The sequence below is a fragment of the Kordiimonas sp. UBA4487 genome, from assembly GCF_002389025.1.
In the GTDB taxonomy this organism is placed as follows: domain Bacteria; phylum Pseudomonadota; class Alphaproteobacteria; order Sphingomonadales; family Kordiimonadaceae; genus Kordiimonas; species Kordiimonas lacus.
Genome location: NZ_DGNR01000004.1, coordinates 34,848 through 52,973 on the forward strand (window position 1 = coordinate 34,848; position 18,126 = coordinate 52,973).

Consider the following 18,126-nt stretch of genomic DNA (forward strand, 5'->3'; position numbering starts at 1 on the left):
CCGCAGCAGAGCAGAATCCCAAGCCGATGTACAGATCGGATTTTCGGCGACAATAGACAGCGCTGTCAAAATACGGCATAAGAGCGAAAACTTTTGGGGAGCCACCAGATGCTTGAGCAGGAAAACAACCGATTGACCATCAGCAGAAGCCACACGCTGGGCACAGACCTGAGTGTGGGCGCATTGGCCTATGGCTGCTGGCGCTTGGCCGGCACGGGTGCGGATGAAGCCGCAGTGAAAATTGGTACCGCGCTGGACGCCGGCATGACCCTGATTGACACCGCCGATATTTATGGCGGCAGCGGGCCGGACGGTTTCGGCGAGGCTGAAGCCCTGCTGGGTGACGTGCTGGCGGCAAACCCAACCCTCAGGGGCCGCATGGTGCTGGCCACCAAGGGCGGTATCGTGAGGGGCCTGCCCTATAATTCCACCAAGGATTATCTGATCCGCGCTTGTGAGGCGTCGCTGAAGCGCCTCAAGACAGATGTGATCGACCTCTACCAGATCCACCGGCCCGACCTGCTGACCGGCCATGATGAAGTGGCCGACGCGCTGCTGGCGCTGCAGTATCAAGGCAAGATCCGGGAGATTGGCGTCTCCAACTATACGCCCGACCAGAGCCGTGCCCTTGAGACCCACCTGGGCTTCCCGGTTGCAAGCCAGCAGCCGGAGTTTTCAGCGCTGGAGATCAGCCCGCTGTTTGACGGCGTGCTGGACCATGCCATGGCCACCGGTGCGCGCATCCTGGCCTGGTCTCCGCTGGCGGGTGGTGCCTTGCTCTCGGATGCCGCGGAGGCGACAGGCAAAGCCAAAGCCGTGATCACGGTTCTGGACCGGCTGGCAAACGCGTACGGCACCGACCGCACGGCCGTTGCGCTTGCCTTCCTGCTGGCGCACCCTTCGGGCGTGATCCCGATCATCGGCACCCAGACACCGGCGCGCATCACGGCGGCAACAGCCGCCTTTGATGTGCCGCTGACCCGCCGGGATTGGTACGACATTCTGGAAGCCAGCCGTGGCGCGCGGATGCCATAAGCCCTTCCCGCGCCCCCTGCGTTCCCCAGATTGGCATTGCAGGAGAGCCCCCTTTCGCCCTAGGGTAAAGGGGAAGGAAGTCAGGGAAATGTGTCACTATGTATAAGGCATTGATTGCCGCCATCACGGGCTTGCTTGTCAGCGCGGGGGCTATGCCCGTTGCCGCTGAAACCGCCCATATCCGAGAAATCTGGAGCATCAGCGAGGGCCTGTTTGAGCCCGAATCCGTCGCGGTCGATGAAGCGCGGAACTTCATCTATGCGTCCAACGTTGTGGGCTACGGCATCAACGGCAAAGGCTATATCAGCCGCATGTCCATGTCGGGCCGCATGGTGGATGCCAAATGGATTGAAGGCCTGAACGCCCCCACGGGCCTGGCGCTCAGGGACAAGCTACTTTACCTCGCGGACGTCAACATGCTGAAGGTGCTGGATGTGGAAAACGGCGAGATTGTCGCCTCTTATGTGGCGCCCGACCGGGAACCCTGCCTGAATGATGTGGCGTTGGCGGATGACGGCACTGTGTTTGTCTCCGGCAGTTGCACCGGCACCATCTATAAGCTCGAGGATGGCAAGCTGATCCGTTTCATTGTTGACGCCGACGCCCTTCGGTTCGTCAACGGCCTGTTCGTGGACGGCGAGCTTCTTCTGTCCGGCGGCTGGCAGATCAGGCTGTGGAACCGCTTTTCCGGTGCTCCCCTGGCCGATGGCCCTGTCACCCGCCAGCCGGACGTGAAGGATATCGACGGCCTGGCGTGGGACGGCAGCGCCTTCCTGATGTCCATGGTGGATGACCCGCGCCTGTGGCGCCTGAAAGCCGACGGCATCGCCGTTCCCATTTCAGACCAGCCATTTCATGCGGCGGACTTCTATTATGACAATGTCACAGGCCTGTTGATCATGCCCCAGAACCTGAGCGAGCATGATCACCGCGTGACGGCCTTTCGTCTGACCTTCGAATAAGTGGGTACCCCGTAGTTATGTGCGCCCGGTGGCCCGGGCAAACGCTGGCCGCGCCATGCAGCGGTCGGTATAGGCGTGCAGCAGCTCGCTTTCAGGCATGCTGCCAAACAGCCTGAGGAAATAGCAGGTCGCCCCAATCAGCACATCGGCCGCAGTAAACTGGTCACCCATGATCCATTCGCGGCCCTCCAGGCGGCCTTCAAGCAGGCTGATCATGGTGTCGAAATCGCCCCAGGCATGGACATATTTCTTGGCTTCCATACTGCTGAATTTCTCTGCCATTGCGGGCTCCATCACGCTGCCCATAAACTGCATCCAATAGAGGAAATCAGCCCGCGCCTGCCCGCCTTCGGTGACATCCAGTGCACTATTGGGGAAGCGTTCCAGCAGATAGAGTGCGATGGCTGTTGAATCAGACAAGGCCACGTCCCCGTCCAGAATGGCCGGGACTTTCCCCATCGGGCTGGCGCGCCGGAAAGCGTCACTGCGCGGCGCTTCCGCATCGCGGATGTCCACCAGTTCCGTGGAAAAATCGCAGCCCATCTCTTCAAGAAGCCACAAGCTGCGGATGGCCCGTGTGTTCGGGCACCAGAATAGTGTGATCATGAATTATCCCCCTTGGTCGTGTGACTGAAAGCCTAGCAGCGCCTGAGGAGGTGAACAAGCCCGCACACGCCATCCGGCACCAGAACTGATGCCGGATGGGGGCTGGTCTTCTCAGCGGCCGGGGCCAGCTTGACCTTGCATGGCAATCAGTGCCGTGGCGTTTTCAACCAGCGCCTTGAACTCCTGCCTGTAGGGCCCTTCGGCGCGCAGAGACTGCGCCAACGCCAGCACGTCACTTGGGCCGAAGTCCCCCAGATATTTGTCGTGCGCCAGCATCTGGCCATAGGCCGCCACAGCGGATGCGTGCACCAGGTCAGGCGACGGGGCCTTGCGGACATACAGCTGGCTTGTGGGGATCACCTGGTCGATCAGCTTGCTCACCTCGCCGCCCGGTTCCTTGTAGCGCAGCTTGACGTAAGCAAGTTCGTCCTTGCGTGCGTTAGCTCCGACCGGCTTCTGCGCGTCATACCGCAGGTCACCGAACCGGCGGCCTTCCGACCCCACAAGCGCCACTTCATAAAGCGCCGTCACGCTGTGGCCCGCGCCGATCTCACCGGCATCAACCTTGTCGTTATCGAAGTCCTCGCGCGCCAGCACGCGGTTTTCATACCCCAGCAGGCGGTATTCAGCGACAACGGCAGGGTTGAATTCAACCTGTATCTTGACGTCCTTGGCGATGGTCATCAGCGTGGCATTCAACTGCGTGCCCAGCACCTTCTTGGCTTCTGAGAAATTATCCACATAGGCATAATTACCATTCCCCGCGTCCGCCAACTGTTCCATCAGCGCATCGTTGAAATTGCCGTCGCCGAACCCGAGCGTGGTCAGGCTGACCCCGCTTTTGCGCTCTTCCTCGATGATGGTCTTCAACTGGCTCACGTCGTGGATGCCGACATTGAAGTCACCGTCTGTGGCCAGAATGATGCGGTTCAGGCCGCCATCGATGAAGGCCTTGCGGGCGGTATCATAGGCCAGTTTGATACCGGCACCGCCAGCTGTGGAACCGCCGGCCTGAAGGCGCCCAAGCGCGTCACGGATGGTCTGCGTCTCACTGCCGGACGTGGGTTCAAGCACCAGCCCGCTGGCACCTGCATAGACCACAAGGGAAATACGGTCCTCTGCCGTCAGACTGCCGGCCATATATTGAAGCGATTTCACCAGAAGCGGCAGCTTGTCAGGGTCCCGCATGGAGCCTGAGACATCCACGAGGAACACCAGGTTGGCCTTGGGCCGCTCGGCCACCGGCACAGACTTGCCCTGCAACCCGATGCGCACAAGGTGCGTGCCCTTGTTCCAGGGTGTCTGCATGGCGTCTGTGGTTACGGAAAAAGGCACATCGCCTTCGGGCTGTGGATAGCTGTAGGTGAAATAATTGATCATTTCTTCAAGCCGGACCGCATCGGGGTGCGGCAGCATTCCACCGTTCAGCCTGTCGCGCACCAGCGAATAGGCGCCTGTATCCACATCCACCGAGAAGGTCGAAACAGGGTCAGATTCCGCAGATTTGATCACGCTGCGCTCAATGGGGGCGTATTTATCGCCCGTGGCAGCGTAGCCTTGCTGCGGCATGTCGCCGAAGAATCCCTGCTGGGACGGCTGTGCTATCTTGTTTGCATTACGCACGTTGGCAACAAGCCCCCTAAGCGGCGCCATTTGTATATCCATAGCCGCCCTCTCTGCTGGCGGAGCCGATTGGGCAAAGCCGTCCTGCTCAACGCGGGGAAATGGCTTTGTCTCCAATACATCGGCCGTAACCGTCGGATTCGAGGCCGTCTTCTCCGGTTCCGGCGCCATGGTGCAGGCGGAAATCGCCAACAGGCTTGTGGTCACAAAAAGGGCGGTAATCGTGGTGGTGGAAAACTTCAGAATGGACATATCCAGTCTCCTGATCCAGCTTGTTATAGTTACTTTATAACATATCTTTTTATCCCCGTCAAAATGACCAATTCAAGCTGTGCCCGGATTGTGGCAAGGGCCTGCCGAAAGCATGGCGCTTTTCCGCCATTGGCGCGGCGGGTAGCCTGCGCTAGGCTGCAACTGTCGGTTCACACGGGAGACGAGCATGTTCATGAAACGCACCACACTTTGGGCGATTGCCTGCCTTATCGGGTTTTCCGCCATTTGCCTGCCTGCCCGCGCTGGTGACCCGATCCCGGAACTGGTGATCCTGAAGCCCTTTATCGGCACCTGGAAAACCGTTTCAGACGCACCGAACGAACCCAATAGCTTCACCGACGTGGCCAAATGGGAATGCATCCTGAACGGCCGGGTGGTCCGGATCACCCACAATGTCAACGACGGGGCATATGCAGGCGAAAGCCTGATCCACTGGGACGGCCAGCAACAGAAGATCATTTACCGCTATGTGACCACCGCCGGTTTTTATACGGACGGCGTCATCACACCCGCAGGTGGCGGCGGCATTGACGTGCATGAATATGTACGCGGCGCAACAAGCGGGCCGACCGAAACCCTGTCCCACTATGAAGTCAAAGACGACGGCCGTATCCACGCCTGGTCCAAATTCCTGACCGGCGATGCCTGGACAGAGCCAAACACTGTGATTTACGAGCACGCGCCAGAGGCCCAGGTCAACCTGCCCTAGCAAGGGCCTGACCTGTCGCCTAGCTTTGCTGCGGCGTCATCGGGAAAGATAGCGTCACAGTAGTGCCCAGATCGGGAATGCTGTCGATCTGTATGCTGCCGCCAACCAGATCCATGAAGCGGGCCACCAGCGGCAGACCAAGGCCCAGCCCTTTCGCCTTGTCGGCCCCGCCCAGCAGCGACATGGCAACAGAAATCTGCCCCGGAGCCATGCCAGGGCCGGTATCCATAACGGTGAAGACAAAGTCCGGCCCTGCCTTACTGCCGCGAATGGTAACAACCCCGTTCACAGGCGAAAACTTGACGGCGTTCGAAACGATCTTGATCAGGGCCTGACGCATCAGGCGCCGGTCGATGGTCATCACCGCTTCGTCGCACTTGAGATCAATCAGGATGTGTTTTTCGTGAGCGACGGATTCCACGAAAGCCAGGACTTCGTCGGCAACTTCCTTGGGGTCCGTTGGTTCGGGCGATACTTCAAACCGTCCGCTTTCAAGGTCTGAGACGCTCAGTACATCTTCCATCAGCTTCGACAGATTGGCGCTGTTGCTGCGGATCAAGCGCAGATATTCGGTACGCTCCGGTGCGCTGATCCCGCCCACCTGGTCGGTTAACCGCTCCGTGAAGCTGACAAGGGTTCGGAGCGGAGTCTGGATTTCGCTACTCAGGTTCGACAGGAAGCTGTTCTTGAGATCAAGCGCTGCGGCCGCTTCCGCTTGCGCCAGGTCCAGCTTCTCCGCCCGATCCTTCAATTCTGCATTCGCTTTTTCCAGGCACTTGGACAGGAAAGCTTTTTCATCCTGCTCCTGTCGGTACCGCACGGTGAAAAGCCCCAGCAGCACGAAAGTGAAAACAAGCGCGGCAAACGGCACCGTTTCAAAGGACGTGCGCGGTACGGGGATGTAAAGATAGGTATCAAGCCCAACACCCAATACGGCAACCACGCCGCCCCAAAGCGCCCACTTCGACCCCGGCAACCGCTTCCGGTTGGCAACCCAGAACACATGAAAGATTTTGGCAAGCACCAGAAATGACACGACAAGGTATGGGTCGCGCATCCGGAACATCACAGGCAGCGGCGCGAAAAGGGCAACAAGAAGCCCAAGTCCGCAGAGGGTCCAGACCATCTGGACCAAGGTGCGGCTGCTTTCCTTCGGATACAGTTCGGCCACCAGCCACAGATAGGCAGGCGCCAGCAACAAAAGCCCGACATATTCGGCCCGAAGGGCGCACTCAAGGTCCAGCCAGGGCCAGATGACCCAGATGTAATTGTCGACCAGAAGGGTTCTTGCCGCCATCACAATCAGCATGCCGCCACCGATATAATAGTAGCGCCCAGCCGTATGCCAGGCAGACAGGAGCATGGTCAGGAAGCCGACTGCGAAAAAGAAGCCGGTAACAAGAAACGCCGCCGAAATCTGAATGTCATGCGTTTTCGACAGCACCGCCTTTGGCCCGATCTTCGGTGCCCAAAGGAAACCGGCACTGGGGAAAATATGATTCGACACCTGCACCACCAGATCGAACTCTGTGGCATCAAACGGCAGATCAACATAGAACAGCCGGCCAGCGGCGCCCTGCTCGGAATTCACCCCGGGCTGGCCATTACCGCCCAGGTCATACACCTGTGCCCCGCCGTCCTGATCCCGCGTCACCGCATAGAGCCGGTAAACTGTGCGTTGCTTGCCTGTTTTCAGCCCATATTGGCTGGCGGGGGCAGACAAGCTGATATGGCGGATATAGGTGGCAACCCCGTACGATCCGGTTGGTCCCGCGCCAAAATCATCTTCCCAGATATGCGGCAGGGATACGGGCTTTGCCTCGTCAATCAGGGCGGGCGCAGCTTCTGGGGCGGGTAACTGGCCTGCAACATGCCGCCAGCCTTCCTTCAGTTCGGTAACGGCCATAGGCAAGGGCGCATCGGCGCGCGCGCCAGCGCCAGCAGCAATTGCCCCCAACAGCAGGATAATCCCGATGAATGTTGCCCAAGTCCCTTTCAAGACGTCCCCCACACGATCCGTTCCCAGCAAAGCTATCTTGCTTTAAAGCCCAGGACCATAGGGATTTTTCATGATTGTTGCCAAAAAACTGAGCGCCCGCGACAATTCCCCGCAGTGACGGTAGGCGGGCGAATCCTTATCTCCTCCACACAGTTCATGAGTTGGAGAGATATCATGTCAGACACCGTACAGATTGCGCCCCGCCCGTTTTGGGCCAAATTGCTGTTTGCCTTGAGCGTCATTGGCCCGTTGCTGAAAGACGTAAAAATGGGCGGCGACACCGCCGTGGTGTTTTTCGCCCTGAATATGATCATGCTTTGGGTCCTTGCTGGTTTCACCTTTGGCATCGCAGGTGTCCTTGCCGGTGCTTACGTGCTCGTGCCAGTGGTGTTTGCCTGGCTGCTGGGTGTGATGCTGTTCAGCGGGCAATAGCCAAGCTGCCATACAGTTTGGTCACTGTTCGATCTGGCCGATCAGTTTGATCGAAACAATCCATAGGGCTCGATCAAGTGCTGTCTTGGCAAAGGCGGCACGAGCCTCTATGTAAAGGACAAGCTTTATTATCCGCTGGCGGCCAGCCCGCCGGCGCACTTGTTCAGGGGACCATTCATGGCTGAAACCAAACACACCAAAATGCTGATCATCGGGTCGGGTCCTGCCGGCTATACCGCCGCCATTTATGCCGCCCGTGCCAACCTCAGCCCCACTATTGTGACAGGCATGCAGGCTGGCGGCCAGCTGACCATCACCACAGACGTGGAAAACTACCCGGGCTTTGCCGAAGCCGTGCAGGGGCCGGACCTGATGGAAGCCATGAGGGCGCAGGCCGAGAATGTCGGCACCGACATCGTCTATGACCTGATCACGGAAGTCGACCTGAAGGCCACACCTAAGCGCGCCGTGGGCGACAGCGGCACAGTCTATACCGCCGACACGATTGTGATCTCGACAGGGGCTCAGGCCAAATGGCTGGGTCTTGAAACCGAACAGAAATTCAACGGCTACGGCGTTTCGGCCTGTGCCACGTGCGACGGTTTCTTCTACCGCGGCAAGGATGTGGTTGTCATCGGCGGCGGCAACACCGCTGTTGAAGAAGCGCTTTACCTGTCGAACATCTGCTCGAAAGTCACGCTGGTTCACCGCCGTGATGAGCTGCGCAGCGAGAAAATCCTGCAGGACCGCCTCTTTAAGGCTGCCAACGTGGAAGTGGCGTGGGACAGCGTGCTGGACGAAGTGCTGGGTGACGAGAACCCGCTGGGTGTCACCGGCGTGCGGCTGAAGAATGTGAAAACCGGCGACACGCGTGAGCTGGATGTCCACGGCGTGTTTATCGCCATCGGTCACAAGCCGTCGACCGAACTGTTCAAGGGCCAGCTGCCGATGGACGACGAAGGTTATCTGATCAAGAAGCCAGACAGCACCGAAACCGACATTCCGGGCGTTTACGCAGCCGGCGATGTGACAGACAAGGTCTACCGCCAGGCTGTAACGGCCGCGGGCATGGGCTGCATGGCAGCCCTTGAGGCGGAAAAATACATCGCCACCATGGAACATGCAGCTGCGGCGGCTGAATAGGCGCCAAGCACATACCGATATTCAAGAACGGCTCCTTCGGGGGCCGTTTTTTTATGACAGGGTAGCCGCCAGCTGGCGCGCCCGGGCCTGCAGCGCCTTGCTGCCTTTGCGTATCGCGTAATCAAGGGCCGACAAAGCGGCTTCGGTGTGGGCTGGGTCAAGCGCCGCCATATCCACCATGGCCTGCAGGGCGCAGGTGCGGGCGATGCTGCTTTCGTGGTGCCGAAGTGTCTCGTCAAATTCTTCCATCAGACGGCCCTGCTCGCTCTGGCGGAAGCTCAGGCGCGGCAGGATTTTTGCCACCTGTTCCTTCACTTCCCATTGGTCAAGGCCGTATGCGCGCGCCAGGGCCTCGCGGTGCGGGTCCAGAAGGATTACATTGTCTTTCGCCAGCGTCATCAGGGCGTGGGCCGCGTGGGACACGGTGGCCGGGTCCTCATGGAACAGGGCCGCTATCAGTGTGGCCAGCACAGTGGGGCTTTCTTCCGCGAGGGCTGCGGCGTCAGCGGCGCGGGCGACGTCCTTGCGGTCCCCTTCCGCCAGCATATCCAAGACGGCGTCCGTGACTGTCGTCATGAAACCGCCTGATTGAGGGACGCTGCCAGCTGTTCACCTTCCGGCGTGAGTTGAACGATGTTGCGGCCATCGCCGGTATTCACCAGCCCAACCAACCCTGCGCCAGCGGATGTCAGGGTACTCAGATGCTGGTACACCGTCGGTTCTGTCATACCCACCACGCGAGCGACATCGCCCACTGTGGGGTCTTTTTCATTCGCGGCCACCATAAAGCAGATGATCGCCTCGGCGGTCAGGCCGGGGTAACTGCGCTTGAAAACATTGGTCAGTTCTTGCAGGAATTCTTTGTTGCCCACAGCCTGTCTCGCTTGGTTCTGGCTTTTATCGCCATATAGTATGCAAAACAACAGCTTACAGCAAGCGGCCATAAGGGTGCCTTTGGGGTTGCGGTTGCGTGGTTCTGGTGAAATAGTCATCAACCGGCCAAAGAGGCCAAAAAAGTTCAGGGCAGTCAGATTGATCTGGAGAGAAGCGTGCTCGATTGGGACAGACTGAGAATTTTTCACACGGTTGCGGAAAGCGGCAGCTTCACCAACGCAGGCATGCGCCTGAACTGCAGCCAGTCCGCCGTCAGCCGCCAGATCAGGGCGCTCGAGGAAAGCCTGAATGTCTCCCTGTTCACCCGCCATGCCCGCGGCCTGGTGCTGACACAGGAAGGCCAGGAGCTTTATAACACCGCGCGCGAGATGGTGCTGAGGCTGGAAGAAACCCAGCGCACCCTGATGGAAAGTCGGGAAAACCCCTCAGGCATTCTGCGGGTAACCACCATGGTAACCTTCGGTGCCGTGTGGCTGACACCGCACCTCGAACAGTTCATGACCGAATATCCGGATATCAATATCAAGCTGATTCTGGATGACGCCGACCTTGACCTGTCTGCCGGTGAAGCAGATGTGGCGATCCGCCTGCACGAGCCCGAGCAGGCAGACCTGATCCAGCGCCCGCTCGCCACCTTCCACTCGCACATTTATGCGAGCCCGGAGTATCTCGACCGCATGGGCACCCCGGTAACGCCATCAGACCTGGACCAGCATGACCTGATCACCTTTGGCATTTCAAACGTGCCCACCATCCGGGGCCTCAACTGGCTGCTGACCGTGGGCACCCCGAAAAAAGAACGCTCCCCGCGCCTGCAGATCAACAACCTGTATGGCGTGCTGCACGCCGTGGAAGCGGGCATGGGCATTGCGGTGCTGCCGGACTATCTGGTGCACAACCGGCAAAAGCTGGTGCGTGTGCTGCCCAAAGTTGAAGGCACGCCGTTCAACAGCTATTATTGCTATGCGCCTGAACTCAGGGGCAGCCTGAAGGTGGCCCTGTTCCGCGACTTCATGGTCCGCCAGATCAGGGCCGAGAGCAATATCCTCTAGGCTGCTGCACTCATCCGTCACCCCCATTCGTCATGCTGAACTTGGTTCAGCATCCATAAAATAGTTGACGCGTCACCGCCTCCGAAGGCCATGGACCCTGAAACAAGTTCAGGGTGACGGCCTTGCTGTTACTGGCACTTGCCGGCCATTACGGTTTCGGCGCGGGTGATCACATCGCCTTCCTGAAGTGTCATCGCGGCATCCATGCCGCTGATGACATTCCCCATCACCGTATAGCGGCTATCAAGGTGCAGGTTATAGGCTGTGTTGATGAAGAATTGCGCGCTGCCGGTGTCACGCCCGGCCGTGGCTACGCCCACACTGCCCTTAACGTGCTGACCGCCCCACTCTTCGCGGATGGTGCCCCAGCTCGCGAGCTCCGGGTCTTCGCTTTGGCCTGCCTGCGCCACGAAATTCGGGATCACCCGGTGCCACAGCATGCCGTTCATCTTGCCCAGGTCGGCGAGCAGCATGAAGTTGGCGGCGGCGTAGGGTGCCTGGCTTGACGGCGCGATGCACACGGTGCCGCGCGTGGTCTGAAGCTTCAGTTCGCGGCCCTGGTACGAGAGCACCGTATTCCATGATGGCGTCTTGCGCGGCTTCTCGACACCTTCAATGGACGGGTCGAGCGCGATGGCCGCCTCGCGCCCGCGGATGGTATCCGGGTTCGCGGCAGCATAATCCTCCAGTACCAACTTGCCCTCGTCCGACTGTGCCAACAGGCCCATGGCGGAGAAAGCTTTGTAATAGTCGTCGCCCGCGAACCATTCTTCAGCCACCGTCAGCCCTTCTTCCGGCGAGCGCTGGTTCAGGCCGCGAAGCGCCGTCACCGCAATCCAGGGGTTTTCGTCACGAACGCTAGCGGCAATCAATTGGGTGATGTCTGTATCCATCCCGTCACGCCCGGCAAGGGCGGACAGCGCCAGGTGCCGCATGGGCACGCTGCCGTCGCGCGCGACTTCCATCAGGTAAAGCTTGCTGGACGGGTCAGACAGGCTGCCCATGGCGCGCACGGCTTCCATGGCCAGCGCCGCGTCATCAACGCCCGCAATGGCCACCAGAAAATCAGCAGCCTCATTGCCGAACTGCCGAAGCACACGCACCAGCGCCCGCTGCACGTCTGCGGACGGTGCCGCGCCCATCGCTGTGGTCACCGCGTCAAGCGTCAGGTGTTCATCCAGATTCTGCAGGCGCCCGAGAAGATAGGCTGCATGGTAACCAACGCCGTCATCAGCTGTCAGTGCCAAAAGATGGGGCACGTCAAGCCCTGGCAGCGCCGATGGGTCCAACCGGTCATAAACGATGGACTGCATCAGCCCGAAGAAAGGCAGCGTCCGGTCCTGGTTTACAAACTCCACCTTTGGCGGCGTCACGGGAACGGCATTGACCTTCTCGATTAACATCATCCGCAAGTCGGTCGCGCCGGAAAAACCCATTGCCACCGGCAGCATGTCGACATCCACCCTGAAGGGTACAGGTCGGGTATGCACCATCAGGGCATCAATCGGGGCATTCTCGTAGCAATAAGCCGCCCCCCTGCGCGCCGCTGCAACGGCTTTCCAGTTCTGGTTGGACAGATAAGGTTCGATTTTCGCACAGGCCTCGCCGCCAATCTGGCCAAGATACTCCAGCGCTTCCCATTTACCAGCCTCGAGTGCTTCGTCAAAAACGGGATTCTGGTGATCTCTGGCGTCTTTTGCTTCCATCAATCGGACGTCGAAATCATTAAATTCCTTAAGAATTGCATTTTTTTCAGAAGAAATGACCGGTGCTGTCACGCCAAAGGTTAACAGCGCAAGCGCAAGCGTATGCTTAAGTTTCATGAAAATCCTCCCCGCTAAATGTTTGTCATTAAACAGTTTTTTGGTCAGCAATGCTGTACTATTTTTTGCAAAAAACCAGCCATTCGTTAACTGATACCCTTATTTTTTTAAGCCATGCATTTTTCGCATAGCTGCTACGACCCAAAAATGGGTTTTCTTCTTGGCTCCCCAAACATATATACCTCTCATCGCCGCTGAGCAACGTACCGAGTATCCGCTCGCGGCACCCAGTTTCTGAGTTTGACGGTTTTCCGTCACAAAGGTCGGTCCCGGGGTTCCTCCCCCCTCCCCCCACTTCCCCCCCGGGACCGGCCCTTTACTTTTCGTCTCGTGAGTTCGAGACAGCACTAACCTCCCTATGTTGACAAACTGATCCCCCAGGCTCCGGTGTATACCGGGGCCTCTTTTTTTTGTCTTCCAGCCTTTCTGCCGCCGACCGCCCATGCGTTGAGGGTTAGGTAACCTTTCTTTGTGTATTATTATGGCTGTGGGAGGTTGGAAGGTGCGGATGCAGATTTTGAAGTCTGTTCGATGGTTTGTTTATGGTGTGCTGATGATGGCAGCGCCCCCTGCGCACGCAGAAGACTTCCGCCTCGCCATGGCGACCGATGACGATCAATATGTTGCTGAAATCGTGGAGCTGGCCCTCGCGGAAGCAGACGGCGACCACACGCTGGAGCTTGTGGGCCGGGTGATCCTGGCGCAGAACCGGGCCCTGCGGGCGCTTTCGGAAGAGCGGCCTCGCTACGATATGCACTATAGCGGCTATGACGCGGACCGAGAGCAGGAGCTGGCCATGGTGCGCTTTCCCATCACCATGGGCATGCTGGGCCACAGGCTGCTCGCCGTCACAGAAGCCAACAAAGACCTGTTCGCAAACGTCCAGACACTGGAAGACCTGAAGCAAGTGGCTGTTCTGGGGTCCGGCATCGATTGGCCTGACACGAAAATACTGAAGGCCGCCGGTCTCACCGTTGCCACCGCGTCAGACAATAACCTATGGCAAATGCTGGCACGGGGCCGCTTCAATGCCTTCCCGCGCGGGGTCAATGAAATCCTGCCGGAAGTTGAAGGGGCCAACACTGGCTGGCTGGGCTCGACAGTCGTCATCGACCGGCATGTCATGCTTGTCTATAAGTATGATCATTTCTTCTATTTCTCCAAGGCAAACGCGCACAAGGCGGCCATCGTGGAACAGGGGCTGATCCGGGCTCATGAAAACGGCAAACTGCAGGCGCTTTTAAATGACGTTCCCCAACTGCACGCGGTCAGGGAGGAGCTCAGCAGGCACCCCAGACGGGTGATCCGCCTTGTAAACCCCTTACTGAGCGACAAACTGCGGGCGCTCCCCCAGTCCTATTGGCACACCTACCCCTGACCCTGTTGGTGATAGACAAACACGCCTTGTGGCTGACAGCGTTATCAGATAATTTGGGGGCTGGGGTGAAAGCAGGAATGGATGACATTTAGACACACCCACATTGCTGCCTTTCTGGTCTGCTGGCTTGCCAGCATAGACCCTTTGCAAGCCGAAACCTTCCGCATTGAAGCCCCGCCGCCCGATGGTCATTTTGATTATGAAGTCAAGCTGCTGCAGATCGCGCTTGCACATGCCTCCGGCGACCACAGCCTTGTCCTCGTAGAACCGGACGATGAACGCCCTGCAAACCAGGGCAGAATGCTACGCCAATTCGCCGACGGCAAAAGCCCCTACGATATTCTGTTCAGCGGTTATAGCCCGGAACGCGAGGACATGCTGGAGATGGTCTATATCCCGCTCACGCGCGGGCTTCTGGGGCACCGGCTTTTGTTCATTGAGGAAAAGACCGACAGCTTGCTGACTTCCATCGACACGTTGGCGCAGTTCAAGAGCCTGGTAACGCTGGGGATGGCCATCTCCCACCCGGAACGGCCCATCTATGAATATAACGGCCTGCAGGTTATCTCCGCGCCGTCGGACAGCCAGTGGCAGCTGCTGGCACGTGGGCGGTTTCATGCCCTGCTGTTCGGTGTGGATGAGGCCTTCCCGCTTCTGGCGCTCAAGGGCGGCAAACACGGGAACGCCACCATCACCGTCTCGGGCCAGGTCCGCATCAGCTACTTGTATGACTCGTTCTTCTTTGTGGCGAAGGGCGACAGCAAGCGTGCCGCCATTGTCACCGAAGGCCTTCTGGCCGCCTACGACAGCGGCGCCTTCATGGCGCATTTTTCAAATTATCCCGCTATCAAACAAGGGCTTGAGATTGTCGCGGCGCATGACCGCCGGGTGTTCTGGATCAACAACCCCTATACGAGCAGCCGCATGCGCGCCATCCCAGGCCGTTTCTGGCACCGGTTCCAAAACGGCGGTCCTTAGCCCGCCAGTTCTGCCCCCCGCTTGCGCGCGGCCGATACCGCGTCACTCATCAACTGCCCCAACCCGTCTGCGCGCATCAGCACATTCAGGGCCGCCGCCGTGGTGCCGCCCGGGCTTGTGACACGGCGCCTCAGCTCAGCCGCTTCAACATCCGTTTCAGCGTCCATCAGATGGCCGGCCCCGATAACAGTCTGGCGCGCCAGTGCCATGGCGGTATCTTCGGGCAGGCCTTCGCGCACGCCCGCCGCTGCCAGGCATTCCACCATATAGAAGACATAGGCAGGCCCGCTGCCGGATACCCCGGTTACCGCGTCCATCTGGTCCTCGCGTTCGATCCAGACGGCCTCGCCGGTGGCGCCCATCAGCTCAAGCGCCAGCGCGCGGTCGTCTTCACTGATGCCTGAGCCTGCGGTCAGCCCGCTGATGCCCTGGCCGATGGCCGCCGGCGTGTTGGGCATCACCCGCACGCAGGTGCCCTTGCCGCCAGTGCCGCGCGCCATCTGGTCCAGCGTCACCCCCGCCGCGACCGAGAGCACAACTGTGCCGTCCCCGATGAAGGGTGCCATCAGCGGCAGCGCGTCATTCATGATCTGCGGCTTCACGGCCATCACAATCGCACGCGCCTTCATGCCCTTCGGCAGGAACCCGGCACTGGCGACAAAGTGGTCAGCTTTGCTGCCCGGCAGGCTTTCAGGGGCAGCCTGGGGGTCAACAATATAGAGATGATCCGCGGGCACACCGGCCCGCATCCAGCCCTGCGCCATCGCGCGGCCCATATGACCACACCCGACAAGCACAAGGGGGGACGTTTCGCTGAAATGTTGCACCATGGTTTCTCCCTCTGGCGAAAGAAGCCCGCGTGCGAACGCAGGGCCGAAACAGGGAGCGATAATGAGCCAGTTTCGCTGCCAAATCCAGCACTCAGGGAAGCTAAAATCTATCGATGACGGTAACGCCAGATGATCCGAACGTGTCCATTGCAGTCAGGATATCAATGCCTTCCTCCAGCGAAACGGTTTTGCCGATCAGCCTTTCAGGCGCCAGCTTGCCGCTTTCGATCATCGCCATCATGGCGCCGTAGCGGTGCGCCTGCATGCCGTGGCTGCCCAGGATTTCAAGCTCATTGGCGATCACCGCGTCCATCGGCACCGCCGGATGGGCGTGATCCGCCACCATCAGGCCCACCTGAATGTGCCGGCCGCGTTTACGCAGGTTCGCAACAGAATTGAAGCAGGTGGCCGGATGGCCGAGCGCGTCGACGGAGGCATGCGCGCCGCCGCCCGTGATCTCCCGCACCGCTTCTGCCACATCCGTCCCTGGCGATGCATTCACCACGGCCACAGCCCCCAGCGATTTGGCGAAGTTGAGCTTGTCGTCAGCGATGTCCACCGCCACCACATTGGCGCCCATGGCGCTCGCGATCATGATGGCCGAGAGGCCCACGCCGCCACAGCCGTGCACCGCCACCCATTCGCCGGGCGCCACCCGGCCTTGGTCAACCACCGCGCGGAAGCTGGTCACGAACCGGCAGCCCAGGCTGGCGGCCGTGACAAAATCCATGCTGTCCGGCAAGGCGACCAGATTGAGGTCCGCGTGATGCAGGCCGACATATTCAGCGAATGATCCCCAGTGGGTGAAGCCGGGCTGGAACTGGCTGTCACACACCTGTTGGTTGCCGCTATAGCACTCTGGGCAGGCGCCGCAGCCACCCACGAACGGCACGGTGACCCGGTCTCCCGCACGCCAGCGCGTCACATCTCTGCCCACCGCCACAATCGTGCCGGCAAGCTCATGCCCCGGCACGTGCGGCAGCTCAATATCCTTGTCGTGGCCCACCCAGCCGTGCCAGTCACTGCGGCAGATGCCGGTAGCTTCCACGCGCACCACCACGCCGTGCGCCTCTGGTGTCGGGTCCGGCACATCCGTCACGCGCGGCGGCGCACCAAAAGCTTCATAGAGCATCGCTTTCATCTGGCATCCTTTCCTGTAGGCAAACCTTCATTCAGTATGACAATCAGGGCGCCCGTTTTGCGCATAAAAAGTGACGAGGCACAAAAAAAGGGGCGGCGCACCGCACCGCCCATATTTTCAGGCAGGGCCTCACCCGAGGCCAAGAATCGATCTTTGTTATTTTTACGCCGTGCCTGCACACTCCAGCATGGCGCTCTCGATCGCTTCTTCAGGAGACTGCCCTCCCCACATGACAAACTGGAAAACGGGGTAGAAACGCTCGCACTCCCCAAGCGCGGTTTCCACCATGGTAACCATATGTTCCTCGCCGATCGCGCCGATGAGCGGATCGCCCACCAGGCTTGCGTGGCGGAACAAAAGCGCATCTTCTTCCGACCAATATTCGAAGTGGCCAATCCACATGCGCTCATTGATCATCCCAAGGACACGGTAAATATCGGCCCGTCGGCCTTCCGGCACCTTCAGGTCAAACAGACATGCAAACTGCAATGTTTTGAAGTCTTCGCGCCAGAATACCCGGAACTGAAGGTCGGTATATTGGCCCGAGATGAACATGGTCAGCTCATCCTCGCCATGCCGCTCGACCGCCCAATCATTGGCGCCTGCAAGCTCTTCGGCGAGATCAACTGGATTCTGAGAAATGATTTCAGAATGCCCGGTGCTCAGTGTCGTCATCTCGTTTCCCCCTGGAAAGTGAGTGCCGCCGGGCTAAGGAGCTTAACCGGCAGACTCGGTTTCGCCGGTTAGCGTTATCTTCGATTCACCAGAAACACGAAATCTGGCTCCCTTGATCAAAATCAACACTAGATATAGCGTGCCAAAGCCGGGACTCTGTGGCAAGCAGGAATTGTTTCGGAAGGGAAATTTCTTGTGGAAAAGTCGTTGAAGCCCCGTTCTAATTTGGTGAATTTCACCACGGGAACAGGCCCTTAGATTCCACTGTTGAAGGAAAATATAGCGCGTAATTTTATTGCGCAAATGACTTATTTTTGTTCAAGCTTTGCCTTGAGCAAATCAAGTTCGGCGCGCAGGTCTTCATTTTCGGTACGGGCTTTTTCAGCCATCTCGCGCACCACGTCGAATTCTTCACGGGTCACAAGGTCAAGGCCAGCGAGCTGACGATCGAGCCAGGCGCGGAAGTGATCTTCCATTTCGCCCTTCACGCTGTGGGCCGCACCCACTGCACCAGTTGCCAGTTTGGAGAGGTCATCGAAGAATTTGTTGCTGGTCTGCATCTTACCGTTCCTT

General features: G+C 59.1%; 18 protein-coding genes. 8 read left to right on the forward strand and 10 right to left on the reverse strand.

Going from position 1 to position 18,126, the window contains the following annotated elements; translation table 11 throughout:
* Nucleotides 1-108: 108 nt before the first annotated feature.
* Nucleotides 109-1,035 carry an aldo/keto reductase gene (locus B3Z17_RS03885; protein WP_286828622.1) on the forward strand — a complete coding sequence of 309 codons (927 nt, stop codon included), beginning with the start codon at nt 109-111 and terminating at the stop codon, nt 1,033-1,035.
* 98 nt (nt 1,036-1,133) lie between these two features.
* Entirely contained in the window at nt 1,134-1,997 is an 864-nt protein-coding gene (locus tag B3Z17_RS03890) for a hypothetical protein (RefSeq protein ID WP_286828623.1), read from the forward strand.
* 15 nt (nt 1,998-2,012) lie between these two features.
* Here B3Z17_RS03890 and B3Z17_RS03895 read toward each other — a convergent pair whose 3' ends face one another.
* Nucleotides 2,013-2,603, reverse strand: coding sequence for a glutathione S-transferase family protein (locus B3Z17_RS03895; protein WP_286828624.1), 591 nt, complete (start codon nt 2,601-2,603; stop codon nt 2,013-2,015).
* Nucleotides 2,604-2,714: 111 nt separating this feature from the next.
* Nucleotides 2,715-4,478, reverse strand: a complete 1,764-nt coding sequence (locus tag B3Z17_RS03900) for a vWA domain-containing protein (protein ID WP_286828625.1) — start codon at nt 4,476-4,478, stop codon at nt 2,715-2,717.
* A 187-nt stretch (nt 4,479-4,665) separates the two neighbouring features.
* Between B3Z17_RS03900 and B3Z17_RS03905 the strand changes: the two genes are divergently transcribed.
* Complete coding sequence (locus tag B3Z17_RS03905) at nt 4,666-5,208, forward strand: hypothetical protein (protein WP_286828626.1); 543 nt, start codon at nt 4,666-4,668, stop codon at nt 5,206-5,208.
* A 19-nt stretch (nt 5,209-5,227) separates the two neighbouring features.
* Here B3Z17_RS03905 and B3Z17_RS03910 read toward each other — a convergent pair whose 3' ends face one another.
* A complete protein-coding gene (locus tag B3Z17_RS03910) occupies nt 5,228-7,207 on the reverse strand; it encodes a sensor histidine kinase (RefSeq protein ID WP_286828627.1) in 1,980 nt (659 codons plus the stop codon).
* A gap of 174 nt (nt 7,208-7,381) precedes the next feature.
* Between B3Z17_RS03910 and B3Z17_RS03915 the strand changes: the two genes are divergently transcribed.
* Entirely contained in the window at nt 7,382-7,639 is a 258-nt protein-coding gene (locus B3Z17_RS03915) for a hypothetical protein (protein WP_286828628.1), read from the forward strand.
* A gap of 177 nt (nt 7,640-7,816) precedes the next feature.
* Nucleotides 7,817-8,782 carry a thioredoxin-disulfide reductase gene (trxB, locus tag B3Z17_RS03920; protein WP_286828629.1) on the forward strand — a complete coding sequence of 322 codons (966 nt, stop codon included), beginning with the start codon at nt 7,817-7,819 and terminating at the stop codon, nt 8,780-8,782.
* Between the two features lie 51 nt (nt 8,783-8,833).
* On the opposite strand, the gene B3Z17_RS03925 is transcribed toward trxB, so the two are convergent.
* Together B3Z17_RS03925 and B3Z17_RS03930 are read right to left on the reverse strand one after the other, a co-directional pair.
* Complete coding sequence (locus B3Z17_RS03925; protein ID WP_286828630.1) at nt 8,834-9,358, reverse strand: hypothetical protein; 525 nt, start codon at nt 9,356-9,358, stop codon at nt 8,834-8,836.
* On the reverse strand, nt 9,355-9,654 hold the full coding sequence (locus B3Z17_RS03930; RefSeq protein ID WP_286828631.1) for an ArsR/SmtB family transcription factor: 300 nt from the start codon (nt 9,652-9,654) through the stop codon (nt 9,355-9,357). The genes B3Z17_RS03925 and B3Z17_RS03930 overlap by 4 nt, the downstream gene beginning before the upstream one ends.
* 177 nt (nt 9,655-9,831) lie before the next feature.
* On the opposite strand from B3Z17_RS03930, the gene B3Z17_RS03935 reads away from it, so the two are divergent.
* Entirely contained in the window at nt 9,832-10,728 is an 897-nt protein-coding gene (locus B3Z17_RS03935; protein WP_068303366.1) for a LysR family transcriptional regulator, read from the forward strand.
* A gap of 128 nt (nt 10,729-10,856) precedes the next feature.
* Here the strand turns inward: B3Z17_RS03935 and B3Z17_RS03940 are convergent, their stop codons facing one another.
* Nucleotides 10,857-12,551 (reverse strand): peptidylprolyl isomerase, encoded by a 1,695-nt coding sequence (locus B3Z17_RS03940; protein ID WP_286828632.1) that lies wholly within the window; start codon nt 12,549-12,551, stop codon nt 10,857-10,859.
* 508 nt (nt 12,552-13,059) lie between these two features.
* Between B3Z17_RS03940 and B3Z17_RS03945 the strand changes: the two genes are divergently transcribed.
* Together B3Z17_RS03945 and B3Z17_RS03950 are read left to right on the forward strand one after the other, a co-directional pair.
* Nucleotides 13,060-13,929 carry a hypothetical protein gene (locus B3Z17_RS03945; RefSeq protein WP_068303372.1) on the forward strand — a complete coding sequence of 290 codons (870 nt, stop codon included), beginning with the start codon at nt 13,060-13,062 and terminating at the stop codon, nt 13,927-13,929.
* Nucleotides 13,930-14,010: 81 nt separating this feature from the next.
* Entirely contained in the window at nt 14,011-14,907 is an 897-nt protein-coding gene (locus B3Z17_RS03950) for a hypothetical protein (protein WP_286828633.1), read from the forward strand.
* Here B3Z17_RS03950 and proC read toward each other — a convergent pair.
* The 4 genes from proC to B3Z17_RS03970 form a co-directional block, all read right to left on the reverse strand.
* Complete coding sequence (proC, locus tag B3Z17_RS03955; protein WP_286828634.1) at nt 14,904-15,737, reverse strand: pyrroline-5-carboxylate reductase; 834 nt, start codon at nt 15,735-15,737, stop codon at nt 14,904-14,906. The two genes, B3Z17_RS03950 and proC, sit on opposite strands and share 4 nt — an antisense overlap.
* Before the next feature lie 100 nt (nt 15,738-15,837).
* Nucleotides 15,838-16,878 carry a zinc-dependent alcohol dehydrogenase family protein gene (locus tag B3Z17_RS03960; RefSeq protein ID WP_286828635.1) on the reverse strand — a complete coding sequence of 347 codons (1,041 nt, stop codon included), beginning with the start codon at nt 16,876-16,878 and terminating at the stop codon, nt 15,838-15,840.
* A gap of 162 nt (nt 16,879-17,040) precedes the next feature.
* On the reverse strand, nt 17,041-17,553 hold the full coding sequence (locus tag B3Z17_RS03965; protein ID WP_068303382.1) for a YbjN domain-containing protein: 513 nt from the start codon (nt 17,551-17,553) through the stop codon (nt 17,041-17,043).
* Nucleotides 17,554-17,861: 308 nt separating this feature from the next.
* Complete coding sequence (locus tag B3Z17_RS03970; protein WP_068303389.1) at nt 17,862-18,113, reverse strand: accessory factor UbiK family protein; 252 nt, start codon at nt 18,111-18,113, stop codon at nt 17,862-17,864.
* Nucleotides 18,114-18,126: the final 13 nt, after the last annotated feature.